This window comes from Sphingomonas glaciei, from assembly GCF_023380025.1.
In the GTDB taxonomy this organism is placed as follows: Bacteria; Pseudomonadota; Alphaproteobacteria; order Sphingomonadales; family Sphingomonadaceae; genus Sphingomicrobium; species Sphingomicrobium glaciei.
The window spans coordinates 729,017-753,882 of sequence record NZ_CP097253.1 but is presented as its reverse complement, the minus strand read 5'-3'; the positions used below and the strand labels follow the sequence as shown (position 1 = coordinate 753,882).

Below are 24,866 nucleotides of genomic sequence, written 5' to 3'. Positions count from 1 at the left end.
TTGTTCCTGCCGGTCGCCTGGGCTGGGTTGCGGCGCTGGCATCTGTCGACGGGCTCGGTGGCCTGCCTGGCCCTGTTCGTCGGCCTCCACCTGCTGGCGGCGCGGTGGAGCTACAGCTTCGTGCCCTATCGCGAATGGCTCGGGCTGGTGGGGGAGGGGCGCAACCACTTCGACCGCTTGATCCACTTCCTGTTCGGCCTGCTGTGGACGCTGCCGCTGGTCGAGGGAGCGCGGCGCCATGCCGGCTATTCGGCAGGTAAGGCGCTGCTGTTCGCCTTTCTGGCCGTGCAGGCGGTCAGCGCGTTCTACGAGATCTTCGAGTGGAGCCTGGCGCTCTTCATGGCACCAGAATCGGCCGAGGCGTATAACGGCCAGCAGGGCGACGGCTTCGACGCGCAAAAGGATATGGCGCTGGCCTTGGCCGGCAACCTCCTGGCGCTGGCCGCGCTTGGGCTGTTCGGAAGGAGCAAGCGATGACCCAGACGATGACCGGCGGCTGCCTGTGCGGCGCCAAGCGCTTCACGGCCGAGGTGGGCGAGGAGAAGGCCTATCTCTGCCACTGCCGGATGTGCCAGCGAGCGTGCGGCAACGTCAGCCTAGCGATGGTGGTGCTGCCGACCGCGACCATCCGCTGGGAGGGCGAGCCCAACTGGTATCGCAGCAGCGCCATCGCCGAGCGCCCGTTCTGTGCGACCTGCGGGACCAGCCTCGGCTTCCGTTATATCGACTCACCCGAGAAGATGGACCTGACCGTCGCCTCGTTCGACGATCCGGGCTTCTTCACGCCGCATTACCAGTTCGGCGCAGAGAGCATTCATCGCGCCTGGCTCAACACCGAGGGCCTGCCCGAAACCCGCAGCGACGAATATCCGGCGTTGCAGGAGCGCTGGGCCAAAGCCGAGGGCTGATCCCGGCACAAGAAAAAGGCGCCCCGCGCGAACGGGACGCCCTTTTCGGCTGAAGGATGGAAGAAGCTTAGCGCTTCGAGAACTGGAAGCTACGGCGAGCCTTCGCCCGGCCGTACTTCTTGCGCTCGACGACGCGCGGATCGCGGGTCAGGAACCCGGCCCGCTTCACCGTGGTGCGCAGGATCGGCTCGTAGCGCGACAACGCCTGGGCGATGCCGTGAAGCACCGCGCCGGCCTGGCCCGACAGACCGCCGCCCTTGACGGTGGCGATGATGTCATACTGGCCGGCGCGATCGGTGATCCCGAACGGCTGGTTGATGACCAGGCGCAGAGTCGGACGCGCGAAATAGACTTCCTGGTCGCGGCCGTTGACCACGATCTTGCCCGACCCCGGCTTCAGCCAGACGCGCGCAACGGCGTCCTTGCGGCGGCCGGTCGCATAAGCGCGGCCATACTTGTCGAGCTGCTGCTCGCGCAGCGGAGCGTCCGACACGGCCGGCACGAACGGGGCAGGGGCTTCGTCGGCAGCTTCCGGAGCAGCGCCTTCGGCGCCGTCGGCAGCGGCATTCTCGGCCGGAGCAGCGGTCTCGGCTTCCGGGGCCGGCTGGCTGGTCAGCGCAGCGAGATCGGCGAGGGACTTCTTGTCGGCCATGTTATGCGCCCACCTTGTTCTTGCGGTTCATCGACGCGACGTCGAGCGTCTGCGGGTCCTGGCCGTTATGCGGGTGCTCGGTCCCGTTATAGAGGTGCAGGGCACGCATCTGGTCACGGCCGAGCGGCCCGCGCGGGATCATCCGCTCGACGGCCTTTTCCAGCACGCGCTCGGGGAAACGACCCTCGAGGATCTTGGCGGCAGTGACTTCCTTCAGGCCGCCGGCATAACCGGTGTGCTTGTAGTAGATCTTCTGCTGCGCCTTGCGGCCCGTGAAGCGCACCTTGTCGGCGTTGATCACGATCACGTGATCGCCGCAGTCGACGTGCGGAGTAAAGCTCGGCTTGTGCTTGCCGCGCAGGATGTTGGCGATCAAGGTGGCGACGCGCCCCACGACCAGTCCGTCGGCATCGATCAGATGCCACTTCTTCTCGACCTCAGCCGGCTTGGCCGACTTGGTGGTCTTCATCAGCGCCTTCATGGCTGAAAACCCTCTTTCAAACAGGAAAACGCCGCCCAGGTGGGCAGCGCTTGTGCGGGCCTAATCGCGTCGGGGGTCCCGAAAGTCAAGCAAAACAGCGGCTTTCAGGGCGGGTAAAATGTTACCCTAAGGTTGCAGGACGCTGCGCGCGACCCACTTCTCATAGTCGTCGAGCGTGCGATCGATCGGCCAGACGGTGATCGCCGGCACGTCATAGCTGTGAAGCAGGGACAGGCGCTGGACCAGCCGCTCGGCCACGTCGGCGGTGGTCTTGAACAGGGCAGGGACCTCGCGCGCTTCCTCGACCTGGCCGTCCCACCGGTAGAAGGAGCGGCACGGGCCCATGATGTTGACGCAGGCGGCAAGACTCTCCTCGACCACCAGCCGGCCGATCCGCCGGGCTTCGGCCTCGTCGGCGAATACGCAATAGACCGTGACGATGCTCATCGCTCAGCGTCCCTCTGCTTCGCTCGGGACCAGCGGGGTGTAGTCGCGCTCTTCAGTTCCGCTCGTGCCGAGCGAAGTCGAGGCGCTCGCCCCAACCCTCGCCAGCCTATGCACCCCCGCCACGAAGCTCGCCACTACCAGCACCGCGGTCGCCTGGTGCGCCGCCGCGACGTGCAGGCTGACGCCAGACAGCAGGGTCCAGATGCCGAGCAGGATCTGTAGCCCGATTGCGGAGTGCAGGAAGATCGAATGGCGCCGGCTCACCCCGCGCAGCCTGCGCGCCAGCACTACCGCGAACACCAGCACCACGAACGCCCACCAGCGGTGGATGAACTGGACGGTGATCGGATTGTCGACAAAATTGCGCAGGAAGGGCTCAAGCCACGGCGCGGCGCTGGGATAGAGTTCATCCCCCATCAGCGGCCAGCTGTTGAAGGCATAGCCCGCGTCCAGCCCGGCGACATAAGCGCCGAACAGCAATTGCAGCAGCAGCGCCGCGAACGCCCACAGGCCCAGCGTCGGCACCCGGCGCGGCCTCGCCCCCGCCGAACGCAGGTCGAGCGCGGTCCACAGTGCCCAGCCGAAGATGAACAGCGCGGTCAGCAGATGCACGGCCAGGCGCACATGGCTGACGTCGGTCCGCTCGGTCAGCCCGCTCGCCACCATCCACCACCCGATCGCGCCCTGCACGCAAACCAGCAGGAAAATGCTTCCCGTCCGCCAGCCATAGCCGGCAGGGATCGCCTTCTTGGCCGCGAACCAGACCAGCGGCAGAAGCGCGGCCAACCCGATCACCCGCCCCAGCTGGCGGTGCACCCACTCCCAGAAGAAGATGTTCTTGAAGTCCGCCAGGCTCATGCCGCGGTTGATCTGCTGATATTCGGGAATGCGCTTGTAGAGCTCGAATTCACGAAGCCACTGGGCCTCGGTGACAGGCGGAATGGCGCCGCTAATCGGCTTCCACTCGGTGATCGACAGTCCGCTCTCGGTCAGCCGGGTGATTCCGCCGACCACCACCATCACGATTATCAACCCGCACAGCGTCAGCAGCCAGTTCGAAACGGCGAGCGGTCGCGCAGTCGGGCGGGGCAGGGCGGCATCGGTCATCAGGCGGCCATATGGTCGCGTCGCGAAAATCGGGCAAGCGGACCAATTGTCCACCCCTTTGGTGCAACAAACCGCTTACGAGACGTTGTAACCTTCGCAATGTTGCACTATAACATCGACACGCGACGATGAGTGAAACGCACGCCTCGAACCCTCTCTGGGACCGGCTGGCCATTGGCCTGTCCGGGCTGTGCCTCGTCCACTGCCTCGCCACCACCGTCCTGCTAGCCTTCGTGTCGGCGTTCGGCGGGCTGCTCGGGTCGCACTGGATTCACGAGATCGGCCTCACCCTCGCCATGTGCCTCGGCGCCTTCGCCCTTGGCCGCGGTATACTGGAGCATGGCTTTGTCATGCCCAGCGCGGTCGGCGGCATGGGCCTGGGCGTGATGGCCGGCTCGCTGACCCTTCCGCACGACGGGACCGAGGCGGTTGCCACCATGCTCGGCGTGATGATCCTCGCGCTCGGCCACGACCTCAACCGCCGCGGCACCGCGCATCCGTTCGGCCGCCGGGCCTAGCCTTCGCCCTCGATCGCCGGTGCCTGCGTCAGGTAACGCGGCGTCTCGGGCGGCAGCAGCTTCGCCAGCACCCCCATCCACGCCATCGTGATGCCCACCGGCCACCAGAACCAGACCAGCACCGCCGCGGTCACGTTCCAGGCGGTGATCGCCCGGTAACGCCGCGTCAGCCGCGCCAGATAGGCCGGGTCCAGCCGCGCATCGACATGGCCGTGGGCATTGCCGACCGTCCATTTGAGCAGCCAGGTCAGTGACGTCAGCGCCAGGCTGCAGGCCAGGAACGCCGCCGAATCCGGCACCGCCTCGGCATGCAGCAGGCTTTCGGTGAAGGCCCGGACCGGAAAGGCGATATAGCCGATCATGGTCAGGAAGAGCACCGTCGCCAGCAGGAAATAATGGCCGGTCGTGCGGTAGATCGCGCCCGAGAAATGATGGTGCACCCAGTAGAGGCCGATCACCATGCTCGCGAGCAGGTAGTTGAGGTTTTCCGGCCACCCCTCCACCAGCCGCCCGCCGAACCCCGCGCCCGATCCCTGCAGCGAGGGCAGGGCGACGTTGAAGATCGGCAGGGTGAAGGCGATGGCGAACACCCCGTCGGCGAATGCCTCCATCCGCGCGGTGCCGCGCGTCGCGCCCTCGCCCTCGTGGTCGTCGCGCCGAACGGGGGCCTGGGGATCGGGTTCTGCCATGGGGCCGCAACGGGCCACGGCGCCTGCTGGTTCACTTGTGGAACCGCCGCCCGCGCGCCTATATACGCCCATGGCCAGGCATGATCATCACGACGGCGGCGGCGCGGACCTTAAGAGCGCCGCGCGGGACCGGCTGACCGAGAGCGGCGAGCAGTGGACCGGGATGCGCGAAGCGGTGTTCGACGCGCTTGCCGGCTTCGACCGTCCCGCCAGCGCCTATGACATCGCCGAAGCCGTCAGCAAGGCGCAGGACCGCCGGGTCGCCGCCAACAGTGTGTACCGCATCCTCGACCTGTTCGTCGGCGCCAACCTTGCCCGCCGGGTCGAAAGTGAAAACGCCTATGTTGCGAACAACCACCCGGGCTGCCTGCACGATTGCATTTTCCTGATCTGCGACAATTGCGGCCAGGCCAAGCACATCGACGATGACAGCATCGCGGACAACGTCCGCAAGGCCGCGGAGAAAAGCGGCTTTTCCCCCAGCCGCCCAGTGATCGAAGTGCGCGGCCTTTGCGAGGATTGCGGCTAGGCCCTCCGCCGGGGGGCCAGTCACGAGCGGACACGTTGAACGGGATCGAAGCCATTGCGGCGGCGCTGGGCGTCGTCAACGTGCTGCTGGTGGTGCGCCGCAGCCTGTGGAACTACCCGTTCGGGCTGGCGATGGTCGCCCTCTATTTCTTCGTCTTCTTCGACGCGCGGCTCTATTCCGACGCGCTGCTGCAGATCTTCTTCTTCGCGGTGCAGCTCTACGGCTGGTGGGCCTGGGCGCGGGCCGACCGCGCCGATGACCGGCATATCCTCGTCGAGCGGCTGGCTGGCCGCGAACGTGCGTGGTGGGCCGGAGGCATCCTGCTCGCCGCCGCCGCCTGGGGCACGGCGATGGCCAGCCTCACCGATGCCGCCGCGCCGCATGTCGACGGCGGCATCGCGGTCGCCAGCGTCGCCGCGCAGATCCTCCAGTCGCGCCGCAAGGTCGAATGCTGGTGGCTGTGGATCGCGGTCGACCTCGCCGCTATCCCGCTCTTCCTCTCGCGCGGTCTGGCCGTCACCGCCGCGCTTTATGGCATTTTCCTCGTGCTCGCCTTGCTCGGTCTGCGCGAATGGCAGCGAAAGGTCGTGCAGGCGTGAAGCGCGGTTTCGTTCTCGGCAAGTTCATGCCGCTCCACGCGGGTCATCTCTCCCTGATCCGCTCTGCCGCCGCGCTGGTCGAGGAACTGACGATCCTCGTCTGCGCGCTGCCCGACGATCCCATCCCCGGCGAGATCCGGCTGCAGTGGATGCGCGACACCTTTCCCGGCTGCCGGATCGCCTATCACAGCGATCCCGCTTGCCCGCAGCAGCCCGCAGACAGCCCGCATTTCTGGCAGGAATGGACCCGGATCGTCCGCCACCATCATCCCGAACCGATCAACCGCCTGTTCGCCGGCGAGGACTACGGCGCCGAACTCGCCCGCCGTCTGGCGGCCTTCTTCGTGCCGCTCGGCGGGCGCGTGCTCGGTGCCGACGCGAACGGCATCGGCGGCCTGTCGGGAAGCGCGATCCGGGCCGACTGGTGGAGCCACTGGAAATGGCTGCCCGAGCCGGTCCGCGACTATTATTCGCTCTCCGTCGTGCTTCACGGCGTCGAGAGCGTCGGCAAGTCCACGCTCGCGCAGCGCCTCGCCGACCATTACGACACGGTCATGGTCGCCGAATATGGCCGCGCCCATTGCGAGGCGCACGGCACCGACTGCCGGGAGGAGGACCTCACCCTCATCGGCCTCACCCAGCAGGCCGAGATCGAGGCCGCCCGCCCGTGGTGCAACCGCCTGCTCATCGCCGACACCGACGCCCTGATGACCGCCGCCTGGTCGCAGATGATGATCGGCTTCGTCCCCGATCATCTCGTCTGCCACCGCAAGTCCGACCTCTACCTGATGCTGGGGGCCGACGCACCTTTCGTCGACGACGGGACCCGGGTGTTCGGCGACCCCGCCAAGCGCAACCGCTTCGACGTCGTCGCCCGCGACGTGCTCAAGCTGACCCGGGTCCCCACCGTGGCCATCGAAGGCGATTACGACGCCCGCTTCGAAGCCGCCAAGGCGGCGATCGACGACCTTGTCGCCAGCCGCCGCTCGCCAGTCGCACCCGCGGCCTAAGGACCTATTCGACTTGGCCTTCATGAAGGTCTAGGAACTCAACCCTATGAATTCGCGACCCGACACTCCGCTCCTCGACACGGTCAACACCCCGGCCGACATCCGGGCCCTCGACAAGAGCCAGCTGCCCCAGCTCTGCGACGAGCTTCGCCAGGAAGTGATCTCCGCGGTCTCGGTCACCGGCGGCCACCTCGGCGCCGGCCTCGGCGTGGTCGAACTGACCGTCGCCATCCACTATGTGTTCGACACACCCAGCGACAAATTGGTCTGGGACGTCGGCCACCAATGTTATCCGCACAAGGTCGTCACCGGCCGCCGCGACCGCATCCGTACCCTGCGCATGGGCGGTGGCCTGTCGGGCTTCACCAAGCGCTCAGAGAGCGAATATGACCCGTTCGGCGCGGCCCACAGCTCGACCAGCATCTCGGCCGCGCTTGGCTTTGCAGTCGCCTCCCGGCTCGAGGGCGCCAACCGCCGCTCGATTGCGGTGATCGGCGACGGCGCCGCCACCGCCGGCATGGCGTTCGAGGCGATGAACAATGCCGAGGCGGGCGGCAGCCGGCTGATCGTCATCCTTAACGACAACGACATGTCGATCGCCCCGCCGGTCGGCAACCTTCGCAACGCGCTCGCCCGACTCGTGTCGAGCAACAAGTATCTCAGCCCGCGCAAGCTCGCCGCGCGCCTCGCCGGCCACCTCCCCAAGCCGATGCGCAACGCCGCCGAGCGGCTGGAGGAATTCGCCCGCGGGATGGTCACCGGCGGCACCCTGTTCGAGGAACTGGGCTTCTATTACGTCGGCCCGGTCGACGGCCACGATATCCTCAGCCTGGTCGAGATCCTCGAGAACGTCCGCGACAGCGACCACGGCCCGATGCTGATCCACGCCGTCACCCAGAAGGGCAAGGGCTATGCCCCGGCCGAAAGCAGCGCCGACAAATATCATGGCGTGGTCAAGTTCGACGTCGTCACCGGCAAGCAGGAAAAGGGCCCCGGCGGCGGCCCGCCCGCCTACACCCGCGTATTCGCCGACGCCTTGGTCGCCGAGGCCAATCGCGACGAGAAGATCGTCGCCATCACCGCCGCCATGCCCGGCGGCACCGGCCTCGACGTGTTCGGCGCCGCGCACCCGACCCGGATGTTTGACGTCGGCATCGCCGAGCAGCATGCGGTGACCTTCGCCGCCGGCCTCGCCGCCGAAGGCTTCCGCCCGTTCTGCGCCATCTACTCGACCTTCCTCCAGCGCGCCTACGACCAGGTGGTCCACGACGTCGCGATCCAGAATTTGCCGGTCCGCTTCGCGATGGACCGCGCCGGGCTGGTCGGGGCCGACGGCGCGACCCACGCCGGCTCGTTCGACCTCGCCTACCTCTGCACGCTGCCGAACTTCGTGGTGATGGCCGCGGCCGACGAGGTCGAGCTCACCCACATGGTCCACACCATGGCGCTCCACGACAGCGGCCCGATCGCGGTCCGCTACCCGCGCGGCAACGGCGTCGGCCTCCCGCTCCCGGCCGAGCCCCAGCAGCTCGAGATCGGCAAGGGCAGGGTGGTCCGCGAAGGCAAGACCGTCGCCATCCTCTCGCTCGGCACCCGCCTCGAGGAAGCCCAGAAGGCCGCCGACCAGCTTGAAAGCATGGGCCTCAGCACCACCGTCGCCGACATGCGCTTCGCCAAACCCCTCGACGAAGCGCTGATCCGCAAGCTCCTCACCACCCACGAAGTCGCGGTGACGATCGAGGAAGCGGCCGTCGGCGGCTTCGGCGCCCACGTCCTGACTCTCGCCAGCGACGAAGGCCTGATCGATGCCGGCCTCAAACTGCGCACCATGCGCCTGCCCGACGCCTTCCAGGACCAGGACAATCTGACCAAGCAATATGACGACGCCGGCCTCAACGCCCCGCACATCGTCGACACCGTCCTGAAAGCCCTCCGCCGCAACAGCGTCGGCGTGGAGAACGGAGCGCGGGCGTAAGAACAGAAGGCAGTTTGAACGCGAAGGCGCGAAGAAGTGAAGGAAGGCGCGAAGGACGTCGGGGATATTGAGGCAGTCGCGCGGATCGCCGTCGACTGCGGCCTTCAGGTCCATCGGGAGCTTGGCCCCGGGCTACTAGAGAATGTTTACGAAACGCTGCTTGCCGCCAAATTGGAAAAGCACGGCCTGCTTGTCGAGCGCCAGAAGGTGCTTCCGATCGACCTACCCGATCTCAAACTTGATGCCGCATACCGCGTTGATCTGTTGGTTGGAGGAAGATTGATCATTGAGATCAAGGCGCTGGAGCGCCTTGCTTCTCTTCATTCGGCCCAATTACTTACTTATCTTCGCCTCTCAAAACAGCCCGTAGGGCTGCTTATGAACTTTGGCGGAGAAACCTTCCGGCAAGGGCTCCGCCGGGTCGTCAACGGGATGGCCGGCACCGCATGACCCTTCGCGCCTTTCCTTCTCCTTCGCGCCTTCGCGTTCAAACTGCCTTCTTGCTTCGACCATGAAACAACGCGTCGATCAGGCCCTCGTCGACCGCGGCCTCGCCGAGTCCCGGTCGCGCGCCCAGGCCCTCATCATGGCCGGCCTCGTGTTCGCCGGGGAGCGCAAGATTGCCAAGGCCGGCGACACCATCCCCGCCGATGCCCCGCTCGACGTGCGCGGCAAGGATCACCCGTGGGTCAGCCGCGGCGGGCTGAAGCTGGTCGGCGGGCTCGACCATTTCGCCCTCGACCCGGCTGGCGCCACCTGCCTCGACGTCGGCTCCTCGACCGGCGGCTTCACCGACGTCCTGCTCGCTCGCGGAGCAAGCAAAGTCTTCGCCGTCGATGTCGGCACCAACCAGCTCGCCTGGAAGCTGCGCCAAGACCCGCGAGTCGTCGTGCTTGAGCAGACCAACGCCCGTCACCTCACAGCTGAACAGATCCCCGAGCCCATCGACCTGCTGGTCTGCGACGCCAGCTTCATCGCGCTGCACAAGGTCCTCGACAAGGCGATCGACTTCGTCCGCACCGATGGCCAGGCGCTGCTCCTCGTCAAACCCCAGTTCGAGGCCGGCCGCAGCGAGGTGGGGAAGGGCGGCGTCGTCCGCGACTCCCTCGTCCACGCCCGTGTCTGCGACGAAGCGGCGCGATGGATCACGGGCCGGGGGTGGCGCATAATGGGCGTGACCCAAAGCCCGATCACCGGGCCAGAAGGCAATGTCGAATTCCTCCTCGCAGCTCGGAAGGGACCTGAAGTTGATCGCCCAAGCCACTGAACGCAAAGCCTGGTGGAAGGTGGCGCTGGTCACCGTCCCGGTCATCGTGGTGCTCGGCAACCTGTCGGGCCTGTTGTCCAATTCGGGCTACAGCAACCCCTGGTTCGACGCGGTCAGGAAGCCGGGCTTCATGCCGCCTGGCTGGGTGTTCGGGGTCGCCTGGACAATTCTCTACACGCTGATGGGCCTGTCGGTGGCGATGGTCATTTCCGCCCCCAACTCGGCCTGGCGCCGGCGCGGGCTGATCTTCTTCACCGTCCAGCTGGTCCTCAACTATCTGTGGTCGCCGGTCTTCTTCGGCGCCGCCGCGATCGATGTCGGCTTCCTCATCATCATCGCTATGGCAGTCGCCCTGTGCCTCACCATCTCGCTGTTCTGGCGAGTGGAAAAGGTAGCGGCGCTGCTGCTTCTGCCCTATCTGGCATGGCTGTGCCTGGCGACCGCTCTCAACTTCGAGATCGGACGCCTCAATCCGGGCGCCGACCGGGCGCCGCTGGGGATTACAGGGGGTTAAGGATGCAGTCTCAGAACCGCTTCTTCGAGGATTTGGTCAAGATCATGAACGGTGCCGCGGGGACCGTGGCCGGCATGACCCGCGAGGCGCAGGACGGCATGCGCGAGCGGGCCAAGGAATGGGTCGCCGGAATGGACTTCGTCTCGCGCGACGAGTTCGAAGCGGTGAAGCAGATGGCCGCCACCGCGCGTGAGGAGGTCGAGGCGCTCAAGGCCGAGGTCGCCGCGCTCAAGGGCGGCAAGTTCGGCCGCAAGGCGCCCGAAGGCGACGCCAAGGCCCCGGCCTCGACCGCCGGGGATGCCAAGGCACCCGTCTCGTATGGCGGGGATGCCAAGGCACCCCCGGTCGGCACCACCGGTATCGAGACCCCGGAGGAGTGAGCTTGCCCGCCCGCGACGAGGACAATGCGACCGAGGAGCGCGACGACGGCGCTCCGATCGAGGTGCTCGAAGCTTATTTCGAAGCGCGCGGCTGGCCGTGCGAGCGGACCGGCGACGGCGAGATCGTTGCCTCGGCTCCGGGCAGTTGGGCGCAGTACGAGCTACGCGGCGTGTGGCGACCCGAGGACCAGGTCCTCCAGTTCCTCGCCTTCCCCGACGTCAAGGTTTCCGCCGACAAGCGCGCCGCCATGTACGAGACGCTCGGCTTGGTGAACGAGCAATTGTGGCTCGGCCATTTCGAACTCTGGTCATCGAGCGGGCTGATCGTGTTCCGCTACGCCGCGCTGGTCGATGGCGGCGACGAAGGCCTCAGCTTCGAACAGGCCGAATCGCTCAGCGAAGCCGCGCTCGAGGAGTGCGAGCGCTTCTATCCCGTCTTCCAGTTCGTCCTGTGGGGCGGCAAGACCCCAACCGAGGCGATTCAGGCCGCGCTGATCGAGACCGCCGGCGAGGCCTAGGTCCCAGGGTCGTTGATGCTGGGGGCCATCGAAGCACGCCTGCGCCGATGCCCATCGACTTCGCTCAGGGCGGACGAAAAGACAGCTGAAGCTTGCAAAGTAGGATTTCCCCTGCTCCGTCTTCCGAACCGACCGGACTGAGTGGCGAATCGAAAACGGCGAAAAACCGTCAATTCTGACATGCCGTCACCTGTGACTTTTGTGACCTTGTTCATCTAACGAAGCGAGCCGACCCATGACGCAAAACCTCTTCATCGGCTGCGGGAACATGGGTTCGGCGATGGTCGCCGGGTGGCTGGTCGCCGGAGAGGATCCCGCCAGCTTCACCGCGGTCCGCCCCAGCGGCACCCCCGTTCCCGGGATCCGCACCGTCCGCTCGGTGGGTGAAGCCGACCTCATGCCCGACCGCATCGTCCTCGGCTTCAAGCCCCAGCAATTGCGCGACCTCGCCCCTGACGTGGCCCGCTGGGTGACCTCGCGTACGACAATCATCTCGATCCTCGCCGGCGCCGACATGGCGACCCTGAAAGGCTATTTCCCCCGCGCCCGCGCAATCGTCCGGGTCATGCCCAACCTTCCGGTCGCCGTTCGCCGCGGCGTGCTGCCCTTGCTGTGTTCGGACCCGGCGCTTCAGTCCGAACTCCAGCCATGGTTCTCCATGCTCGGCTTCGCGCCCTGGTGCGCCTCGGAGGAAGAATTCGGCGCGATCGGCTTCGTCGCCGGTTCGACCCCCGCCTATGTCGCCCGCTTCATCGCCGCGTTCGCCGCGGCGGGCGAGGGCAGGGGCCTCGACGCCGGTATCGCGCTCACCGCCGCGCGTGAGGCGGTGCTCGGCTCGGCCTGGCTGGCGGCAAGCAGCGGGGAGCCGATGACCGACCTCGCCCGCCGTGTGACCAGCCCCAACGGCACCACCGAAGCCGGATTGAAGGTGCTCGACGCCGAACTTCCCGGCCTGATCGACCGCACGCTCGCCGCCGCCACCGCGCGATCGGCCGAACTTGCGGCGGAGACCCGCGGCTCCTAAGCGCGACGGAGGCAATTCGAGGGAAGATATAGTGAGCTACGACGACCGCGACGGCTGGATCTGGTTCGACGGCAAGCTGGTGCCGTGGCGCGAAGCCAACGTCCACGTCCTCACCCATGCCCTCCATTACGCTTCCAGCGTGTTCGAGGGCCAGCGCGCCTATGGCGGCAAGATCTTCCGCCTGTCCGACCACAGCGCCCGCCTGCGCCGCTCGGCCGAGTTGATCGGTTTCGAACTGCCGTGGAGCGTCACCGAAATCGACGCGGCCTGCGAGGAAGTGCTTCGCGCCAACGACCTCGTCGACGCCTACATGCGCCCGGTCGCCTGGCGCGGGTCGGAGAGCATGGGGGTGAACCCGATCGGGACCAAGCCGCACCTCGCCATCGCCGCGTGGAACTGGGGCAAATATTATCCGCCCGAAAAGGCCGCCAAGGGCATCCGCCTCGACCTCGCCGAATGGCGCCGTCCCGCGCCCTACACCGCACCGACGCAGAGCAAGGCTGCGGGCCTCTACATGATCGCCAGCATGTCCAAGGCCAAGGCCGACGCCGGCGGGTTCGACGACGCGCTGATGATGGACTGGCGCGGCCAGGTGGCGGAGGCGACCGGCGCCAACGCCTTCTTCCTTCGCGACGGCGTGATCCACACCCCGACGCCCGACTGCTTCTTGAACGGGATCACTCGCCAGACCCTGATCGACCTGGCGCGCCGCCGCGGGGTCGAGGTCCAGGAGCGGGCGATCTGGCCGGAGGAGCTCGAAAGCTTCGAAGGCTTCTTCCTCACCGGCTCGGCCGCCGAAGTCACCTTTGTCCAGTCGGCGGGTCCGTGGCGGTTCGAGATTACCTCGCTGCAGCAGCAACTGGCCAAGGACTATGACGACCTGGTGAACGGCCGCCTCGCCTGACGCTTGCCCCTCTCTCCGGCAAAGCTAATGTCGGGGTGAGGGGGAACTCGATTTGGCGACCACGGCAGCACCAACGGACAATTACGTCGTAGACCCCAAGCGCGATCGGCTGGTGATCACCGCCAGCGCGCTCGGCACCGTCTTCGAATGGTACGATTTCTTCGTCTACGGCATCCTCGCAGCGCTGCTCGGCCGCCTGTTCTTCCCCGCCGACAACCCCACTGCCGCGACACTCGCCAGCTTGGCCGCCTTCGGTGCCGGCTTCGGGGTCCGGCCGCTCGGCGCCTTGCTATTTGGCTGGTTCGGCGACCGGATCGGCCGCAAATACACCTTCCTCGTCACCATCTCCCTGATGGGCGGCGCCACCGCGGCGATCGGCTTTCTCCCGACTTACGAAAAGGCCGGCCTGCTCGCGCCGATCCTGCTGGTCAGCCTCCGCCTGCTCCAGGGTCTGGCGCTAGGCGGCGAATATGGCGGCGCTGCCATCTACGTCGCCGAACACGCCCCGCCGAACAAGCGCGGCCAATATACCAGTTGGATCCAGGTCAGCGTGGTCGGGGGCTTCCTCCTTAGCCTGATCATGGTCTTGGCCTGCCGCGGCGCGCTGACGCCGGATGAGTTCGACGCCTGGGGCTGGCGCATCCCGTTCCTCGCCAGCATCATCATGCTCGCGATCTCGCTCTACATCCGGATGAAGCTGAACGAGAGCCCGGTGTTCAAGGCGATGAAGGAAGCCGGCACCACCAGTCGCAACCCGTTCAAGGACAGCCTAACCTATCCCGGCAACATCAAGCGGGTCCTGGTCGCCCTGTTCGGCGTCGCGGCGGGCCTGACCGTCATTTACTACACCAGCCAGTTCGGCACCCTCTACTTCCTTCAGGGGACTGCCCGTGTCGGCGAGACCGAGGCGCTGCTGTACATGGCCGCCGGCGCCTCGCTCGCCGCACCGCTCTATGTCGGCTTCGGCGCCTTGTCGGACCGGGTGGGACGCAAGAAGATTCTGCTAACCGGCTATGCCCTGACACTGGTGCTGCTGTTCCCCCTGTTCCACCTGATGGCCGACGGCGCCAATCCCGCGCTTGCCCGTGCGACGCAGACCAATCCGGTAACGCTGGAGCTTCCCGCCGATTGCGACTTCAACGTCTTCGCCTCCAAGCATCGCACACCCTGCGCGCAGGCGCTCAACTACCTGTCCAAGCGCGGCGTCAGCTACGCCAAGGCAAATTCCGGGACGGTTGCCTTGCGCGTCGGGAACCAGCGGGTCGAAGGCTTCGACCAGGCGACCTACACCGCGACGCTGGCCGCCGCCGGTTATCCCGACAAGGCCGACCCAGCCGAGAAGCAACCGTGGAAGATCATCCTGGCGGTAGCGGTGATGGTCGCGCTGTCGGCGATGACCTACGGCCAGGTCGCCGCGATCCTGGTGGAGATGTTCCCGGCCCGCATCCGCTATACCTCGATGAGCGTGCCGTATCACATCGGCTCCGGCTACTTCGGCGGATTCCTGCCGTTAATCAGCCAGTACATCGTAGTGCGGACCGGCGATGCCTATGCCGGCCTGTGGTACACGATCGCGGTGGTGATCATGGCCTTCATCGTCAGTGCGATCTGGCTCCCCGAGACGCACCGCAAGCAACTCGATTGAGGAGGGCAGCGGTGCGCTGCAAAGGCTTCCCGCGCCGATTTACTTCGCTATAAGCCGCCCGCGCATTGGGGCGTCGCCAAGTGGTAAGGCACCGGTTTTTGGTACCGGCATTCGCAGGTTCGAATCCTGCCGCCCCAGCCAGCCGCCCAGAATCCCGGCCAAGTTGCTGTCATCCATGCCGTTCCTGACCGCAGGCCCTTGCCGGACCGTGACCCGGAAGCCATATCTGGTCCACATCCTCGCTTGGGCAACGCAACGCGTTAAGCCTTCGGAGAGTTTGTATCGGGCAGACAAGCGGGCTAGGTTGCCCATCCGGGCGCTGCGGTGCCTGGCGACACAAGGACGATTATGACCAAGCTTTCCGGTGGCGACGGCAAGAGCACCCTCTACTGCAGCTTCTGCGGCAAGTCGCAGCATGAAGTGCGCAAGCTCATCGCCGGGCCGACCGTCTTCATCTGCGACGAGTGCGTCGAGCTGTGCAACGACATCATCCGCGAGGAGAGCAAATCCGCGCTGGTGAAGACCCGTGACGGCGTTCCGACGCCGGCGGAGATCTGCAAGGTGCTCGACGACTATGTGATCGGCCAGAACCGCGCCAAGCGCGTGCTGTCGGTCGCCGTGCACAATCATTACAAGCGGCTCAACCACGGCTCCAAGAGCGGCGCCGAGGTCGAGCTTGCCAAGTCGAACATCCTGCTGATCGGGCCGACGGGCTGCGGCAAGACCCTGCTCGCGCAGACGCTTGCGCGGATCCTCGACGTGCCCTTCACCATGGCCGACGCTACCACGCTGACCGAAGCGGGCTATGTCGGCGAAGACGTCGAGAACATCATCCTCAAGCTGCTCCAGGCCTCCGACTATAATGTCGAAAAGGCTCAGCGCGGGATCGTCTACATCGACGAGATCGACAAGATCAGCCGCAAGTCGGACAATCCCTCGATCACCCGCGACGTTTCGGGCGAGGGCGTTCAGCAGGCGCTGCTGAAGCTGATGGAAGGCACCACCGCCTCCGTTCCCCCGCAGGGAGGCCGCAAGCATCCGCAGCAGGAATTCCTGCAGGTCGACACCACCAACATCCTGTTCATCTGCGGCGGCGCCTTCGCGGGTCTCGAAAAGATCATCGGCGACCGCCTTCAGGGCAAGTCGATCGGCTTCGGCGCACATGTCGCCGGGCCGGACGAGCGGAAGACCGGGCAGGTGCTCAAGAATTGCGAGCCCGAGGATTTGCTGAAGTTCGGGCTCATCCCCGAATTCATCGGCCGTCTGCCGGTGATCGCGACGCTCGAGGATCTCGACGAAGCGGCGCTGGTGAAGATCCTGATCGAGCCGAAGAACGCGCTGGTGAAGCAATATGCCAAGCTGTTCGACATGGAGGAGGTCGAACTGGCCTTCTCCGACGACGCGCTGAATGCGGTCGCGCGCAAGGCTATCGAGCGCCGGACGGGAGCCCGCGGGCTGCGTTCGATCCTCGAGGCGATCCTGCTCGACACCATGTTCGACTTGCCGGGCATGGACGGGGTCGAGAAGGTCCACGTCGACAAGGACGTGGTTGCCGGCACCAAGGAGCCGGTCCGCGTCTACGCTAACCGCGAGCAGAAGGACGACGCGGCCGCCTGATCGCCAGGCGCCTCGGCGGGAGTCGGGGCGCCTGCGGTTGCACTTTGGCGGGTCCTGCGCTATCGGCCGCCCCGTCCTCAAGTGACACACATCGATGAGCGCCTTTCGGGGCACGCTGGCCGGCGAGGTTTCGCCCGCCGGCGCGTTTTTGTTTTGCGTCCGTCGATACCGGAGTTGAGTGCATGTTCGAGACCCTGAGCGACCGCCTTGGCGGCGTATTCGATAAGCTTCGCGGCCGCGGCGCCCTCAATGAGGACGACGTCCGCGCCGCCATGCGCGAAGTCCGCGTCGCGCTGCTCGAAGCCGACGTGGCGCTGCCAGTCGCCCGCGATTTCGTCGACACCGTCACCAGCCGCGCGGTCGGGCAGGAAGTGCTGCGCTCGGTCACCCCGGGCCAGCAGGTCGTCAAGATCGTCAACGACGCGCTGGTCGAGATGCTCGGCGCCGACAGCAGCGAGCTCGAACTCAACGTTTCGCCGCCGGCGATTGTGATGATGGTCGGCCTGCAGGGCTCGGGCAAGACGACCTCGACCGCCAAGTTGGCCAAGCGCCTTGCGACCAAGGACCGCAAGAAGGTCCTGATGGCCAGCCTCGACGTCGCCCGTCCGGCGGCGCAGGAGCAGTTGGCGGTGCTCGGCCGTCAGGCGGGTGTCGACACGCTTCCGATCGTGCCCGGGCAGTCGCCGGTCGATATCGCCCGCCGCGCGCTGCAGTCGGCGAAATTGCAGGGCTATGACGTCCTGCTGCTCGACACCGCCGGCCGTCTCCACGTCGACGACGCGTTGATGGGCGAGATGAAGGCGGTGGCCGAGGTCAGCCGACCGGCCGAGACGCTGCTCGTGGTCGACAGCCTGACCGGTCAGGACGCGGTTAACGTCGCTAAGGGCTTCTCCGATCAGATCGACCTGACCGGCGTCATCCTCACCCGCATGGACGGCGACGCCCGCGGCGGTGCGGCGTTGTCGATGCGCGCGGTCACCGGCAAGCCGATCAAGTTCGCCGGCACGGGCGAGGGCCTCGACGCGATCGAGCCGTTCCATCCGAGCCGGGTTGCCGGCCGCATCCTCGGCATGGGCGACGTCGTCAGCCTGGTCGAGCGCGCTGCCGAGACCATCAAGGTCGAGGAAGCCGAAGCGCTCGCGGCCAAGATGGCCAAGGGCAAGTTCGATCTCGACGACCTGCGCATGCAGCTTCAGCAGATGCAGCGCATGGGCGGCCTTGGCGCGCTCGCCGGCATGATGCCCGGCATGAAGGGCATGAAGGGCGCGATGGAAAAGGCGCAGGACGGCAAGGCGCTGGTCCACCTCGAAGCCATGCTGTCGTCGATGACCGCCAAGGAGCGGGCCAAGCCGGCGTTGATCAATGCCAAGCGCAAGATCCGCATCGCCAAGGGTTCGGGCCGGACCGTCCAGGACGTCAACAAGCTCCTGAAGATGCACCAGGAAATGGAAGGCGCGATGAAGCGCCTCAAGAAGATGGGCGGGCTTGGCAAGCTCGCGGCGCTGTTCGGCAAGGGCGGCATGGAGGGCGCGATGGGCGGCCTCCTGCCCGGTGCCGGCGCACCCGGGCTGCCGGGTCTGCCCGGTGGCTCTACCCCCTTCGGACTGCCCCCCGGCGGTCACAAATTTGGCAAGAAATAACAGAAACCTAAGAGAAGGATTGAACAGATGGCAGTAGCAATTCGCCTGGCTCGTGGCGGCTCCAAGAAGCGCCCTTATTACCGCGTCGTCGTGACGGACAGCCGCAACTCGCGCGATGGGCGCTTCATCGAGAAGGTCGGCACCTACAACCCGCTGCTGGCGAAGGATTCGCCCGAGCGCGTGAAGCTCGACGCCGACCGCATCACGCATTGGCTGAGCGTTGGCGCTCAGCCGACCGACCGCGTTGCCCGCTTCCTCGACGCCGCCGGCCTCAAGGAGCGCGCCGCGCGCAGCAACCCAAACAAGGGCAAGCCGGGCGAGAAGGCCACCGAGCGCGCCGAAGAGCGTGCGACCAAGGCCGCTGAAGCGGCCGAGGCTGCTGCCGCTGCCGCTGCCGCGCCGGCCGAAGAGCCCGCCGCTGAAGAGCCTGCCGCCGAAGCTCCCGCAGCCGAAGAGGCTCCGGCCGCCGAGGAAGCTCCGGCCGCCGAGGCTCCGACCGAAGAAGTCAGCGCTCCGACCCAGCCTGAGCCGGCCGAGGGCAGCGATGACGCCGCTCCGGCCGAGGGCGCCGAAAAGGCCGAAGGCTAAGACAGGTCCCTCGACTTCGCTCGGGACAAGCGGCGTTTGAAGCCGTTCGTGTCGGGCGAAGTCGAGACTTACCCAAGATGACCCGCATCACCCTTGCCGCGATCGCCGGCGCCCACGGCGTCCGCGGCGAAGTGCGCCTGAAGCTATTCGCCGATGGTGCCGAGGCGCTGTCGGCCCACGACGTCGTGCTGGTCGATGGCGCCCCGCGCCGTCTTCTGCACGTCGGTGGGACCGCCAAGAGCCCGACGGCACGGCTCGAGGGCGTCGCCGACCGTTTGGCGGCCGAGAGCCTTCGCGGCACCCTCATCGAGGTCGAGCGTGACGCCTTGCCGCCACTCGAAGAGGGCGAATATTATCACTCCGACCTGCTCGGTTTGCCATGCTTCGACCAGGACGGCGGTGCTGTCGGCTCGGTATCTGCGGTCGAGAATTTCGGGGCAGGGGACCTGCTTGAGATCGAACTGGAAGGCGGCAGGAAATCGCTGATCCCGTTCAAGCCCGGCATCGCCGACTTGCAAGACGGCCGCATCGTCCTCGATCCTGCCTTCCTTGCCTGAGCGCCAAGCCCACTAACGCACCCTTAACCCTCGCCGTCTAACCCACACTCCCGTCACCTGACGCGAAGTGGGGCCATGGACGACCTGATTGCCGATTTCGTCTCCGAATGCCGGGACATGCTGGAAAGCCTCGGCGGGGAGATCGTCGCCTGGGAGGCCGCTCCGCAGGACCGCGCAAGGCTCGACTGCATCTTCCGCTTTGTCCACACGGTAAAGGGCAATTGCGGCTTCTTCGAATTCCCGCGCCTGGAGGCGCTTAGCCACGCGGCCGAGGACGCGCTGGCCGACGTGCGCGCCGGCCGTCGCCAGCCCGATGCCACCCTGGTCAGCGCGGTTCTCGCCGTCATCGACCGCATCGGCGAAATGGTGGAAGTCATCGCCAGCGGGTCGCCCCTACCTGACGGACATGACGACGACCTGATAGAAGCGCTGAAGCCAGGCGCCGAGCAGGCCCCCGCCGCGGCCCCGGTGGCCAGCGCTGCCAGCGCCGCGCCGCAGGGCCAGGCCGCACCTCGCACTATCCGCCTCTCGGTCGACCTCCTCGACCGCATGATGAGCGGCGTCTCGGACCTCGTGCTTGCCCGCAACGAACTCGCCCGCCGGCTTCGTGACAGCAGCACCGACGTCACCGTCGACAGCGCCTTCGAGCGGATGAGCGGCATCATCGCCGAGATGCGCGACGCCATCACCCGCACCCGCATGCAGCGGATCGAAAGCCTGTTCGTGGGCCTGCCCCGCATGGTTCGCGACCTGTCGGCGGAGCTTGGGCGACAGGTGCTGATCGACATCGATGGGGGCGACGTCGAACTCGACCGCGAGATGATCGAGATGATCCGTGACCCATTGACCCATATCGTCCGCAACGCCGTCGATCACGGGATCGAGGCGCCGGCCGAGCGGCTCAAGGCCGGCAAGCGCGAAATCGGCCTGCTCAGCGTGTCGGCTCGCCAGTCGGGCAACCAGATCCTGATCGACATCGTCGATGATGGCCGCGGGATCGACGGCGCGCGGCTGGTCGACAAGGCCATTTCGGCGGGCATCATCGACCGTGGAGAAGCCGCCCGGCTCAGTCCGAAGGAGCAGTTGCACCTGATCTTCGAAGCCGGCCTGTCGACCGCCGTCTCCGTCACCAGCATTTCCGGGCGCGGGGTCGGGATGGACGTGGTTCGATCCAACGTCGAGCGGATCGGCGGCGTGGTCGAGGTCGATTCGACCCCCGGACAGGGCACCCGGATGACGCTGCGCGTCCCGCTGACCCTGACCATTATTCCGGCCCTCACCGTGTCGATCGGTTCGCAGCATTTCGCCATTCCCCGCGTGGCGATCGAGGAGATCGTGCGCGCGCGCGGAGACAGCGTGCAGCTGTCCGAAGTCGGCGGCGCCGGGATCGTCACCATCCGCGGCCGCCGCGTACCCCAACTGGTGCTGGCGGACCTGCTTGGCCTCGACAGCCCCCTGCCTGGCCATGAGCGGACGCTGATCGTGCTCAAGCCCGCCGGCGGCGACGTCTATGCCCTTAGCGTCGACCGGGTGCACGACCATGAGGAACTGGTGGTGAAGCCAGCCGCGCCCGCGGTGATGGCGACCGGCCTCTATGCCGGCACCACGCTGGCCGACGATGGCTCGCCCATCCTGCTGTTCGATCCCGCCGGTCTGGCCCGCGTCGGCGGCGTCCGTTTCGAGGCGCAGGAGCGGAGCGTTCGCCTGCTCGACGATGCTGCGTCGGCAGTCGCCACCGAGGAAGCCACTCCGGTGCTGCTGTTCCGCGACTGCGCCGGATCGCGCCGCGCCATCCGTCTGGGCGTGGTCGACCGGATCGAGGAAGTCCGCGGCTCGAACGTCTCGCTCTCCGCCGGACGGGTGAGGGTGCAACTGGGTGACGACATCCTTCCGCTGGAAGGGCTCGACGCCCTACCGGCACCGGACGCCAAGGTGCGCCTGTTCCGCCTCAGTGACGGCGTGTCTCAGCTTGGTCTCGCCTTCAGCGAGGTAATCGACCTCGAAGCCATCGCCGATCACATCATTTCTTCGGAGGCTCCGGGAATGGTCGAAGGCGTGACCCTGGTAGCGGGTGAGCCGGCCGAATTGGTCGATGCCCACTGGCTGTTCGCTGGTGCCTCCAATGCTACCGGCGGGGACCCGGCCGCCTTGCCGGTATGCCGGCTCGAGCTCAAGGACCCGTGGGTGCGCAACATGCTGCGCCCGATCGTCGAGGCCGCGGGCTACCGGGTGGTGCCGGCCGATGCCGAGGCGGAGGCGGACCTCGCCATCGCCTGGGCCGGATCGGCGAGTGCCCAGCCGGCACGGCGGACCCTGTTCCTCAGCCCCGATGCAGAGGGCGCCGCAAACGAGAACCACGTCTATCGCTACGATCGCGCCGGCCTGCTCCTGGCACTGCGCGATGCGGCTTCCGGAAGGGCTCGCTGAAATGAACGAACTTCTTCTCGTCGTCCGCATCGCCGGGCAGCGCATCGCCTTTCCGGCGGCGAAGGTCGAAAGCGTGGTCGAGCTCGACACGCTGATCCCGGTGCCGCGCGCGGCCGAGCATATCGCCGGTCTCTCAGCGCTGCGCAGCCGCGTCCTCACCGTCATCTGCTGCCGCCGCTCGCTCGGATTGCCGATGGCGGATCTTTCCGGCGGCATCCTCGAAGCTGCGGTCACCGAGGTCGACGGCCATCATTACGCTTTGATCGTGGACGGCGTGGAAGACGTGCTGATCGCGACCAGCGATCCGGCGCCCGTCCGTGCGGCCATGGGCCCAGGATGGGAGCGGGTATCCTCGGGCATGGTCGAGACCGAGGAGGGCGCGCTGCTGGTTATTGACGTCGAAAGCCTGGTGGCAGGCCCCGACGCCGTTCGGCAGGCGGCGTGACAGCCCTTTCTTAACGCTTGGCGGCGTATCCCAAGCTCAACCAGTTCAAGTCAGGACCTAAAGCACGGTGCCAAGCCCCATGAAGACCTGCCTCATCGTTGACGATTCCAAGGTCATCCGGAAGGTTGCCCGCCATATCCTCGAGACGCTGGAGTTCAGCGTCGAAGAGGCCGGGGACGGACGCGAGGCGCTGGAGCGCTGCGAGGCGTCGATGCCCGACGTGGTCCTGCTCGACTGGAACATGCCGGTGATGAGCGGAATGGAGTTCCTCAAGCTGCTTCGCCAGCGCGGCCACGCCGACCAGCCTAAGGTGGTGTTCTGCACCACCGAGAACGACATGGCGCATATCCGTGCCGCGCTTGAGGCGGGGGCCGACGAATATGTGATGAAGCCGTTCGACCGCGAAACGCTGCACATCAAGCTACAGCTCGTCGGCGTCGCCTGAGGACCCTGACCCGTGGCTCCGGCGCTGGCCCGAACAATTGCGGCGTCGCCGTCGGACCGGCGTAACCTGCGGCTGATGATCGTCGACGATTCGATCGTCGCCCGCGCCGTGCTTAGCCGGATGGTCGAGTTTGGCGGCGGGATCGAGATTTCGGCCGTCGCCGGAACCGCCGAAGATGCGGTCGAGGCATTGGCCCACGTGTCCGTTGACGTCATCCTGCTCGACCTGGAGATGCCCGGGGCAGGGGGCCTGAGCAAACTTCCCGACATCATCGCCGCCGCCCGGGGCGCGCGCGTGCTGGTCGTTTCCAGCCTGGCCGAGGACGGTGCCGCGGCGACTGTGAGGGCCCTGGCGCAGGGTGCGGCCGATACGCTGTTGAAGCCCGGCACGGGACGGATTCAGGGCCGCTTTGCCGACATCCTGATCGAGAAGATTCGGGCGCTCGGGCCGGTCGCGGCGGAAGCGCCCGCTTCCGTCCGGCCAGCTCGGATTACCCAGCTGCAGGCAATGGGCGTCGAGCCCTTGTCGCTTCTTGCGGTCGGCGCTTCGACCGGCGGGATCCATGCGCTTGGCCGCTTTTTCGGAGAGCTTCCGGCCAAGCTCGGCGTTCCCATCCTCGTGACCCAGCATCTGCCGGTTCCGTTCATGGATGTGTTCGCACGCCAGCTCAGCACCGCCGCTCGCCGCCCTGCGCATATCGCGGTGGAGGGTGCGATGCTCGTTCCTGACGAGATTGTTATTGCGCCCGGCGACGCGCATCTGACGGTCGAGAGCAGCTCGTCGGGAGCGCTTCGGGTGCACCTGGTCCGCGGCCGTGCGGCGAGCGGGTGCCTGCCGAGCGTCGATCCCATGCTGTCGTCGATCGCTGGTACCGGCCTCACTGGCACCGTGGCAGTGATTCTGTCTGGCATGGGCCGGGACGGGGTCGAAGGCGCGGCGAGCATGGTCCGGGCGGGCGGATCGGTGTTGGTCCAAGACGAGGCAACCAGCGCGGTCTGGGGCATGCCGCGCGCCGTGGCCGAGGCCGGCTTTGCATCGGCCATCTTGCCTCCCGAAAAGCTTGCTCGCCGTGTTGCGTCCCGGATTGGCCCCTTCCATGCAGATAAGTGATTCAAGCTCGCGCATTCTTGCCGGCTTGCTGGAAGCGAGGACGGGCCAGCAACTCACCATGAGCCGGCGCTGGCGGCTCGAGACGGCCTTGTCCCAGTTGCTCCGCGAGCGGGGCATCACCAGCATCGATGAGCTGATCACCATCCTCGTCATGGGCCGCGAACCCAGTCTCTCGACCCGCGTGGTGGAGGCCCTGTTGAACAACGAGACCTACTTCTTCCGCGACCGCACGCCATTCGATCTTGTCCGCACGGCAGCCTTGACCGAGCTCATCCGTCGCCGTGAGGCCACGCGTACGCTTCGCATCTGGTCGGCCGGCTGTTCGGCGGGGCAGGAGGTCTACAGCCTCGCCATGCTGTTCGCGGAGGACCGGGCCCGCTGGGAGGGGTGGAAGATCGACATCCTCGGCACCGATGTCAGCGAAAGCATGGTCGGCCGCGCCCGGGAGGGCAGCTACACCCAGTTCGAGGTGCAGCGTGGGCTCGGCATTCAGCAGATGATCCGCTGGTTCGAAGAAGGGCCGGGCGGCTGGCGCGCGGTGGAAACGTTGCGCAGATCGCTCCGTTTCCAGGTCCACAACATCCTCGAACCCGCGCCGCATCCGGGCAAGTTCGACCTCATCCTTTGCCGCAATGTTCTGCTCTATCTCAATGACAATACACGGAAGAAGGCGTTCGACCGCCTGTCGTCGGCGCTCGCGACCGATGGCTGGCTGATGCTCGGCGCCGGGGAGACGGTGATCGGGCAGGCGCCATCGTTGGAAGCCGACCGCGAGATGCGTGGCCTGTACCGCCACCGCGAGCAGGCGGTGAAGGCCGCCTGACCCCACTGCTCAACTAGGCGCTTGACCTAAGGCGCTTCGACCTGTCC

At 66.6% G+C, this 24,866-nt stretch carries 29 protein-coding genes and 1 tRNA gene; 25 read left to right on the top strand and 5 right to left on the bottom strand.

The window, feature by feature from the left end; translation table 11 throughout:
- Window positions 1-477, top strand: a complete 477-nt coding sequence (locus tag M1K48_RS03575) for a DUF2238 domain-containing protein (protein ID WP_249504497.1) — start codon at window positions 1-3, stop codon at window positions 475-477.
- Entirely contained in the window at window positions 474-908 is a 435-nt protein-coding gene (locus M1K48_RS03570) for a GFA family protein (protein ID WP_249504496.1), read from the top strand. The genes M1K48_RS03575 and M1K48_RS03570 overlap by 4 nt, the downstream gene beginning before the upstream one ends.
- Window positions 909-975: 67 nt before the next feature.
- On the opposite strand, the gene rpsI is transcribed toward M1K48_RS03570, so the two are convergent.
- The 4 genes from rpsI to M1K48_RS03550 all read right to left on the bottom strand — a co-directional run bounded on the left by rpsI (window position 976) and on the right by M1K48_RS03550 (window position 3,595).
- Window positions 976-1,560 carry a 30S ribosomal protein S9 gene (gene rpsI, locus M1K48_RS03565; RefSeq protein ID WP_249504495.1) on the bottom strand — a complete coding sequence of 195 codons (585 nt, stop codon included), beginning with the start codon at window positions 1,558-1,560 and terminating at the stop codon, window positions 976-978.
- Between the two features lies 1 nt (window position 1,561).
- Window positions 1,562-2,041, bottom strand: coding sequence for a 50S ribosomal protein L13 (gene rplM, locus M1K48_RS03560; RefSeq protein WP_249504494.1), 480 nt, complete (start codon window positions 2,039-2,041; stop codon window positions 1,562-1,564).
- A gap of 126 nt (window positions 2,042-2,167) precedes the next feature.
- The gene (gene cutA / locus M1K48_RS03555; protein ID WP_249504493.1) at window positions 2,168-2,488 is read right to left on the bottom strand and encodes a divalent-cation tolerance protein CutA; all 321 of its coding nucleotides are present in this window, start codon (window positions 2,486-2,488) and stop codon (window positions 2,168-2,170) included.
- 3 nt (window positions 2,489-2,491) lie between these two features.
- The gene (locus M1K48_RS03550; RefSeq protein ID WP_249504492.1) at window positions 2,492-3,595 is read right to left on the bottom strand and encodes a COX15/CtaA family protein; all 1,104 of its coding nucleotides are present in this window, start codon (window positions 3,593-3,595) and stop codon (window positions 2,492-2,494) included.
- Between the two features lie 128 nt (window positions 3,596-3,723).
- Here M1K48_RS03550 and M1K48_RS03545 point away from each other — a divergent pair, with 128 nt between their 5' ends.
- Window positions 3,724-4,113, top strand: a complete 390-nt coding sequence (locus tag M1K48_RS03545) for a MerC domain-containing protein (protein WP_249504491.1) — start codon at window positions 3,724-3,726, stop codon at window positions 4,111-4,113.
- Here the strand turns inward: M1K48_RS03545 and M1K48_RS03540 are convergent.
- Window positions 4,110-4,802, bottom strand: coding sequence for a TMEM175 family protein (locus tag M1K48_RS03540; protein WP_249504490.1), 693 nt, complete (start codon window positions 4,800-4,802; stop codon window positions 4,110-4,112). The genes M1K48_RS03545 and M1K48_RS03540 overlap by 4 nt on opposite strands.
- A gap of 70 nt (window positions 4,803-4,872) precedes the next feature.
- Between M1K48_RS03540 and M1K48_RS03535 the strand changes: the two genes are divergently transcribed.
- The 22 genes from M1K48_RS03535 to M1K48_RS03430 all read left to right on the top strand — a co-directional run bounded on the left by M1K48_RS03535 (window position 4,873) and on the right by M1K48_RS03430 (window position 24,819).
- Window positions 4,873-5,331 (top strand): Fur family transcriptional regulator, encoded by a 459-nt coding sequence (locus M1K48_RS03535; RefSeq protein ID WP_249504489.1) that lies wholly within the window; start codon window positions 4,873-4,875, stop codon window positions 5,329-5,331.
- A 35-nt stretch (window positions 5,332-5,366) separates the two neighbouring features.
- Complete coding sequence (pnuC, locus tag M1K48_RS03530; protein ID WP_249504488.1) at window positions 5,367-5,930, top strand: nicotinamide riboside transporter PnuC; 564 nt, start codon at window positions 5,367-5,369, stop codon at window positions 5,928-5,930.
- Window positions 5,927-6,940, top strand: a complete 1,014-nt coding sequence (locus tag M1K48_RS03525) for an AAA family ATPase (RefSeq protein ID WP_249504487.1) — start codon at window positions 5,927-5,929, stop codon at window positions 6,938-6,940. Before pnuC ends, M1K48_RS03525 begins: the two co-directional genes overlap by 4 nt.
- Window positions 6,941-6,986: 46 nt before the next feature.
- Window positions 6,987-8,915, top strand: a complete 1,929-nt coding sequence (dxs, locus tag M1K48_RS03520; RefSeq protein ID WP_249504486.1) for a 1-deoxy-D-xylulose-5-phosphate synthase — start codon at window positions 6,987-6,989, stop codon at window positions 8,913-8,915.
- Window positions 8,916-8,951: 36 nt separating this feature from the next.
- A complete protein-coding gene (locus M1K48_RS03515; protein WP_249504485.1) occupies window positions 8,952-9,365 on the top strand; it encodes a GxxExxY protein in 414 nt (137 codons plus the stop codon).
- A gap of 61 nt (window positions 9,366-9,426) precedes the next feature.
- Window positions 9,427-10,182, top strand: coding sequence for a TlyA family RNA methyltransferase (locus M1K48_RS03510; RefSeq protein ID WP_249504484.1), 756 nt, complete (start codon window positions 9,427-9,429; stop codon window positions 10,180-10,182).
- Window positions 10,163-10,696: a TspO/MBR family protein gene (locus tag M1K48_RS03505; RefSeq protein ID WP_319941196.1), complete on the top strand. Its 534-nt coding sequence runs from the start codon at window positions 10,163-10,165 to the stop codon at window positions 10,694-10,696. Before M1K48_RS03510 ends, M1K48_RS03505 begins: the two co-directional genes overlap by 20 nt.
- Before the next feature lie 2 nt (window positions 10,697-10,698).
- Window positions 10,699-11,076, top strand: a complete 378-nt coding sequence (locus M1K48_RS03500; protein WP_249504483.1) for an accessory factor UbiK family protein — start codon at window positions 10,699-10,701, stop codon at window positions 11,074-11,076.
- A 2-nt stretch (window positions 11,077-11,078) separates the two neighbouring features.
- Entirely contained in the window at window positions 11,079-11,594 is a 516-nt protein-coding gene (locus M1K48_RS03495; RefSeq protein WP_249504482.1) for a type III secretion system chaperone family protein, read from the top strand.
- 235 nt (window positions 11,595-11,829) lie between these two features.
- The gene (locus tag M1K48_RS03490; protein WP_249504481.1) at window positions 11,830-12,618 is read left to right on the top strand and encodes a pyrroline-5-carboxylate reductase family protein; all 789 of its coding nucleotides are present in this window, start codon (window positions 11,830-11,832) and stop codon (window positions 12,616-12,618) included.
- A gap of 31 nt (window positions 12,619-12,649) precedes the next feature.
- Entirely contained in the window at window positions 12,650-13,522 is an 873-nt protein-coding gene (locus M1K48_RS03485) for a branched-chain amino acid aminotransferase (protein WP_249504480.1), read from the top strand.
- 52 nt (window positions 13,523-13,574) lie between these two features.
- Entirely contained in the window at window positions 13,575-15,167 is a 1,593-nt protein-coding gene (locus M1K48_RS03480) for an MFS transporter (protein WP_249504479.1), read from the top strand.
- A gap of 66 nt (window positions 15,168-15,233) precedes the next feature.
- Window positions 15,234-15,308 (top strand) — tRNA-Gln (locus M1K48_RS03475).
- Between the two features lie 207 nt (window positions 15,309-15,515).
- Window positions 15,516-16,784: an ATP-dependent Clp protease ATP-binding subunit ClpX gene (clpX, locus tag M1K48_RS03470; RefSeq protein ID WP_168069177.1), complete on the top strand. Its 1,269-nt coding sequence runs from the start codon at window positions 15,516-15,518 to the stop codon at window positions 16,782-16,784.
- 182 nt (window positions 16,785-16,966) lie between these two features.
- Window positions 16,967-18,424, top strand: a complete 1,458-nt coding sequence (ffh, locus tag M1K48_RS03465; RefSeq protein WP_249504478.1) for a signal recognition particle protein — start codon at window positions 16,967-16,969, stop codon at window positions 18,422-18,424.
- 27 nt (window positions 18,425-18,451) lie between these two features.
- Window positions 18,452-19,012, top strand: coding sequence for a 30S ribosomal protein S16 (rpsP, locus tag M1K48_RS03460; RefSeq protein WP_249504477.1), 561 nt, complete (start codon window positions 18,452-18,454; stop codon window positions 19,010-19,012).
- 77 nt (window positions 19,013-19,089) lie between these two features.
- On the top strand, window positions 19,090-19,569 hold the full coding sequence (gene rimM, locus M1K48_RS03455; protein ID WP_249504476.1) for a ribosome maturation factor RimM: 480 nt from the start codon (window positions 19,090-19,092) through the stop codon (window positions 19,567-19,569).
- A 75-nt stretch (window positions 19,570-19,644) separates the two neighbouring features.
- Window positions 19,645-21,996, top strand: a complete 2,352-nt coding sequence (locus M1K48_RS03450) for a chemotaxis protein CheA (RefSeq protein ID WP_249504475.1) — start codon at window positions 19,645-19,647, stop codon at window positions 21,994-21,996.
- A gap of 1 nt (window position 21,997) precedes the next feature.
- The gene (locus M1K48_RS03445) at window positions 21,998-22,441 is read left to right on the top strand and encodes a chemotaxis protein CheW (protein WP_249504474.1); all 444 of its coding nucleotides are present in this window, start codon (window positions 21,998-22,000) and stop codon (window positions 22,439-22,441) included.
- Window positions 22,442-22,520: 79 nt separating this feature from the next.
- Window positions 22,521-22,886, top strand: a complete 366-nt coding sequence (locus tag M1K48_RS03440) for a response regulator (protein WP_249504473.1) — start codon at window positions 22,521-22,523, stop codon at window positions 22,884-22,886.
- Window positions 22,887-22,898: 12 nt separating this feature from the next.
- Window positions 22,899-23,996, top strand: a complete 1,098-nt coding sequence (locus M1K48_RS03435; RefSeq protein WP_249504472.1) for a chemotaxis protein CheB — start codon at window positions 22,899-22,901, stop codon at window positions 23,994-23,996.
- Window positions 23,997-24,054: 58 nt separating this feature from the next.
- On the top strand, window positions 24,055-24,819 hold the full coding sequence (locus tag M1K48_RS03430; RefSeq protein ID WP_249504471.1) for a CheR family methyltransferase: 765 nt from the start codon (window positions 24,055-24,057) through the stop codon (window positions 24,817-24,819).
- Window positions 24,820-24,866 lie beyond the last annotated feature (47 nt).

Excerpts from the sequence above, each read along its gene's own strand:
- M1K48_RS03570 (WP_249504496.1), top strand. The coding sequence starts at position 474 with ATGACCCAGACGATGACCGGCGGCTGCCTGTGCGGCGCCAAGCGCTTC.
- rpsI (WP_249504495.1), bottom strand. The coding sequence starts at position 1,560 with ATGGCCGACAAGAAGTCCCTCGCCGATCTCGCTGCGCTGACCAGCCAG.
- rplM (WP_249504494.1), bottom strand. The coding sequence starts at position 2,041 with ATGAAGGCGCTGATGAAGACCACCAAGTCGGCCAAGCCGGCTGAGGTC.
- cutA (WP_249504493.1), bottom strand. The coding sequence starts at position 2,488 with ATGAGCATCGTCACGGTCTATTGCGTATTCGCCGACGAGGCCGAAGCC.
- M1K48_RS03550 (WP_249504492.1), bottom strand. The coding sequence starts at position 3,595 with ATGACCGATGCCGCCCTGCCCCGCCCGACTGCGCGACCGCTCGCCGTT.
- M1K48_RS03545 (WP_249504491.1), top strand. The coding sequence starts at position 3,724 with ATGAGTGAAACGCACGCCTCGAACCCTCTCTGGGACCGGCTGGCCATT.
- M1K48_RS03540 (WP_249504490.1), bottom strand. The coding sequence starts at position 4,802 with ATGGCAGAACCCGATCCCCAGGCCCCCGTTCGGCGCGACGACCACGAG.
- M1K48_RS03535 (WP_249504489.1), top strand. The coding sequence starts at position 4,873 with ATGGCCAGGCATGATCATCACGACGGCGGCGGCGCGGACCTTAAGAGC.
- dxs (WP_249504486.1), top strand. The coding sequence starts at position 6,987 with ATGAATTCGCGACCCGACACTCCGCTCCTCGACACGGTCAACACCCCG.
- M1K48_RS03510 (WP_249504484.1), top strand. The coding sequence starts at position 9,427 with ATGAAACAACGCGTCGATCAGGCCCTCGTCGACCGCGGCCTCGCCGAG.
- M1K48_RS03500 (WP_249504483.1), top strand. The coding sequence starts at position 10,699 with ATGCAGTCTCAGAACCGCTTCTTCGAGGATTTGGTCAAGATCATGAAC.
- M1K48_RS03490 (WP_249504481.1), top strand. The coding sequence starts at position 11,830 with ATGACGCAAAACCTCTTCATCGGCTGCGGGAACATGGGTTCGGCGATG.
- clpX (WP_168069177.1), top strand. The coding sequence starts at position 15,516 with ATGACCAAGCTTTCCGGTGGCGACGGCAAGAGCACCCTCTACTGCAGC.
- ffh (WP_249504478.1), top strand. The coding sequence starts at position 16,967 with ATGTTCGAGACCCTGAGCGACCGCCTTGGCGGCGTATTCGATAAGCTT.
- rpsP (WP_249504477.1), top strand. The coding sequence starts at position 18,452 with ATGGCAGTAGCAATTCGCCTGGCTCGTGGCGGCTCCAAGAAGCGCCCT.
- rimM (WP_249504476.1), top strand. The coding sequence starts at position 19,090 with ATGACCCGCATCACCCTTGCCGCGATCGCCGGCGCCCACGGCGTCCGC.
- M1K48_RS03450 (WP_249504475.1), top strand. The coding sequence starts at position 19,645 with ATGGACGACCTGATTGCCGATTTCGTCTCCGAATGCCGGGACATGCTG.
- M1K48_RS03445 (WP_249504474.1), top strand. The coding sequence starts at position 21,998 with ATGAACGAACTTCTTCTCGTCGTCCGCATCGCCGGGCAGCGCATCGCC.
- M1K48_RS03440 (WP_249504473.1), top strand. The coding sequence starts at position 22,521 with ATGAAGACCTGCCTCATCGTTGACGATTCCAAGGTCATCCGGAAGGTT.
- M1K48_RS03430 (WP_249504471.1), top strand. The coding sequence starts at position 24,055 with ATGAGCCGGCGCTGGCGGCTCGAGACGGCCTTGTCCCAGTTGCTCCGC.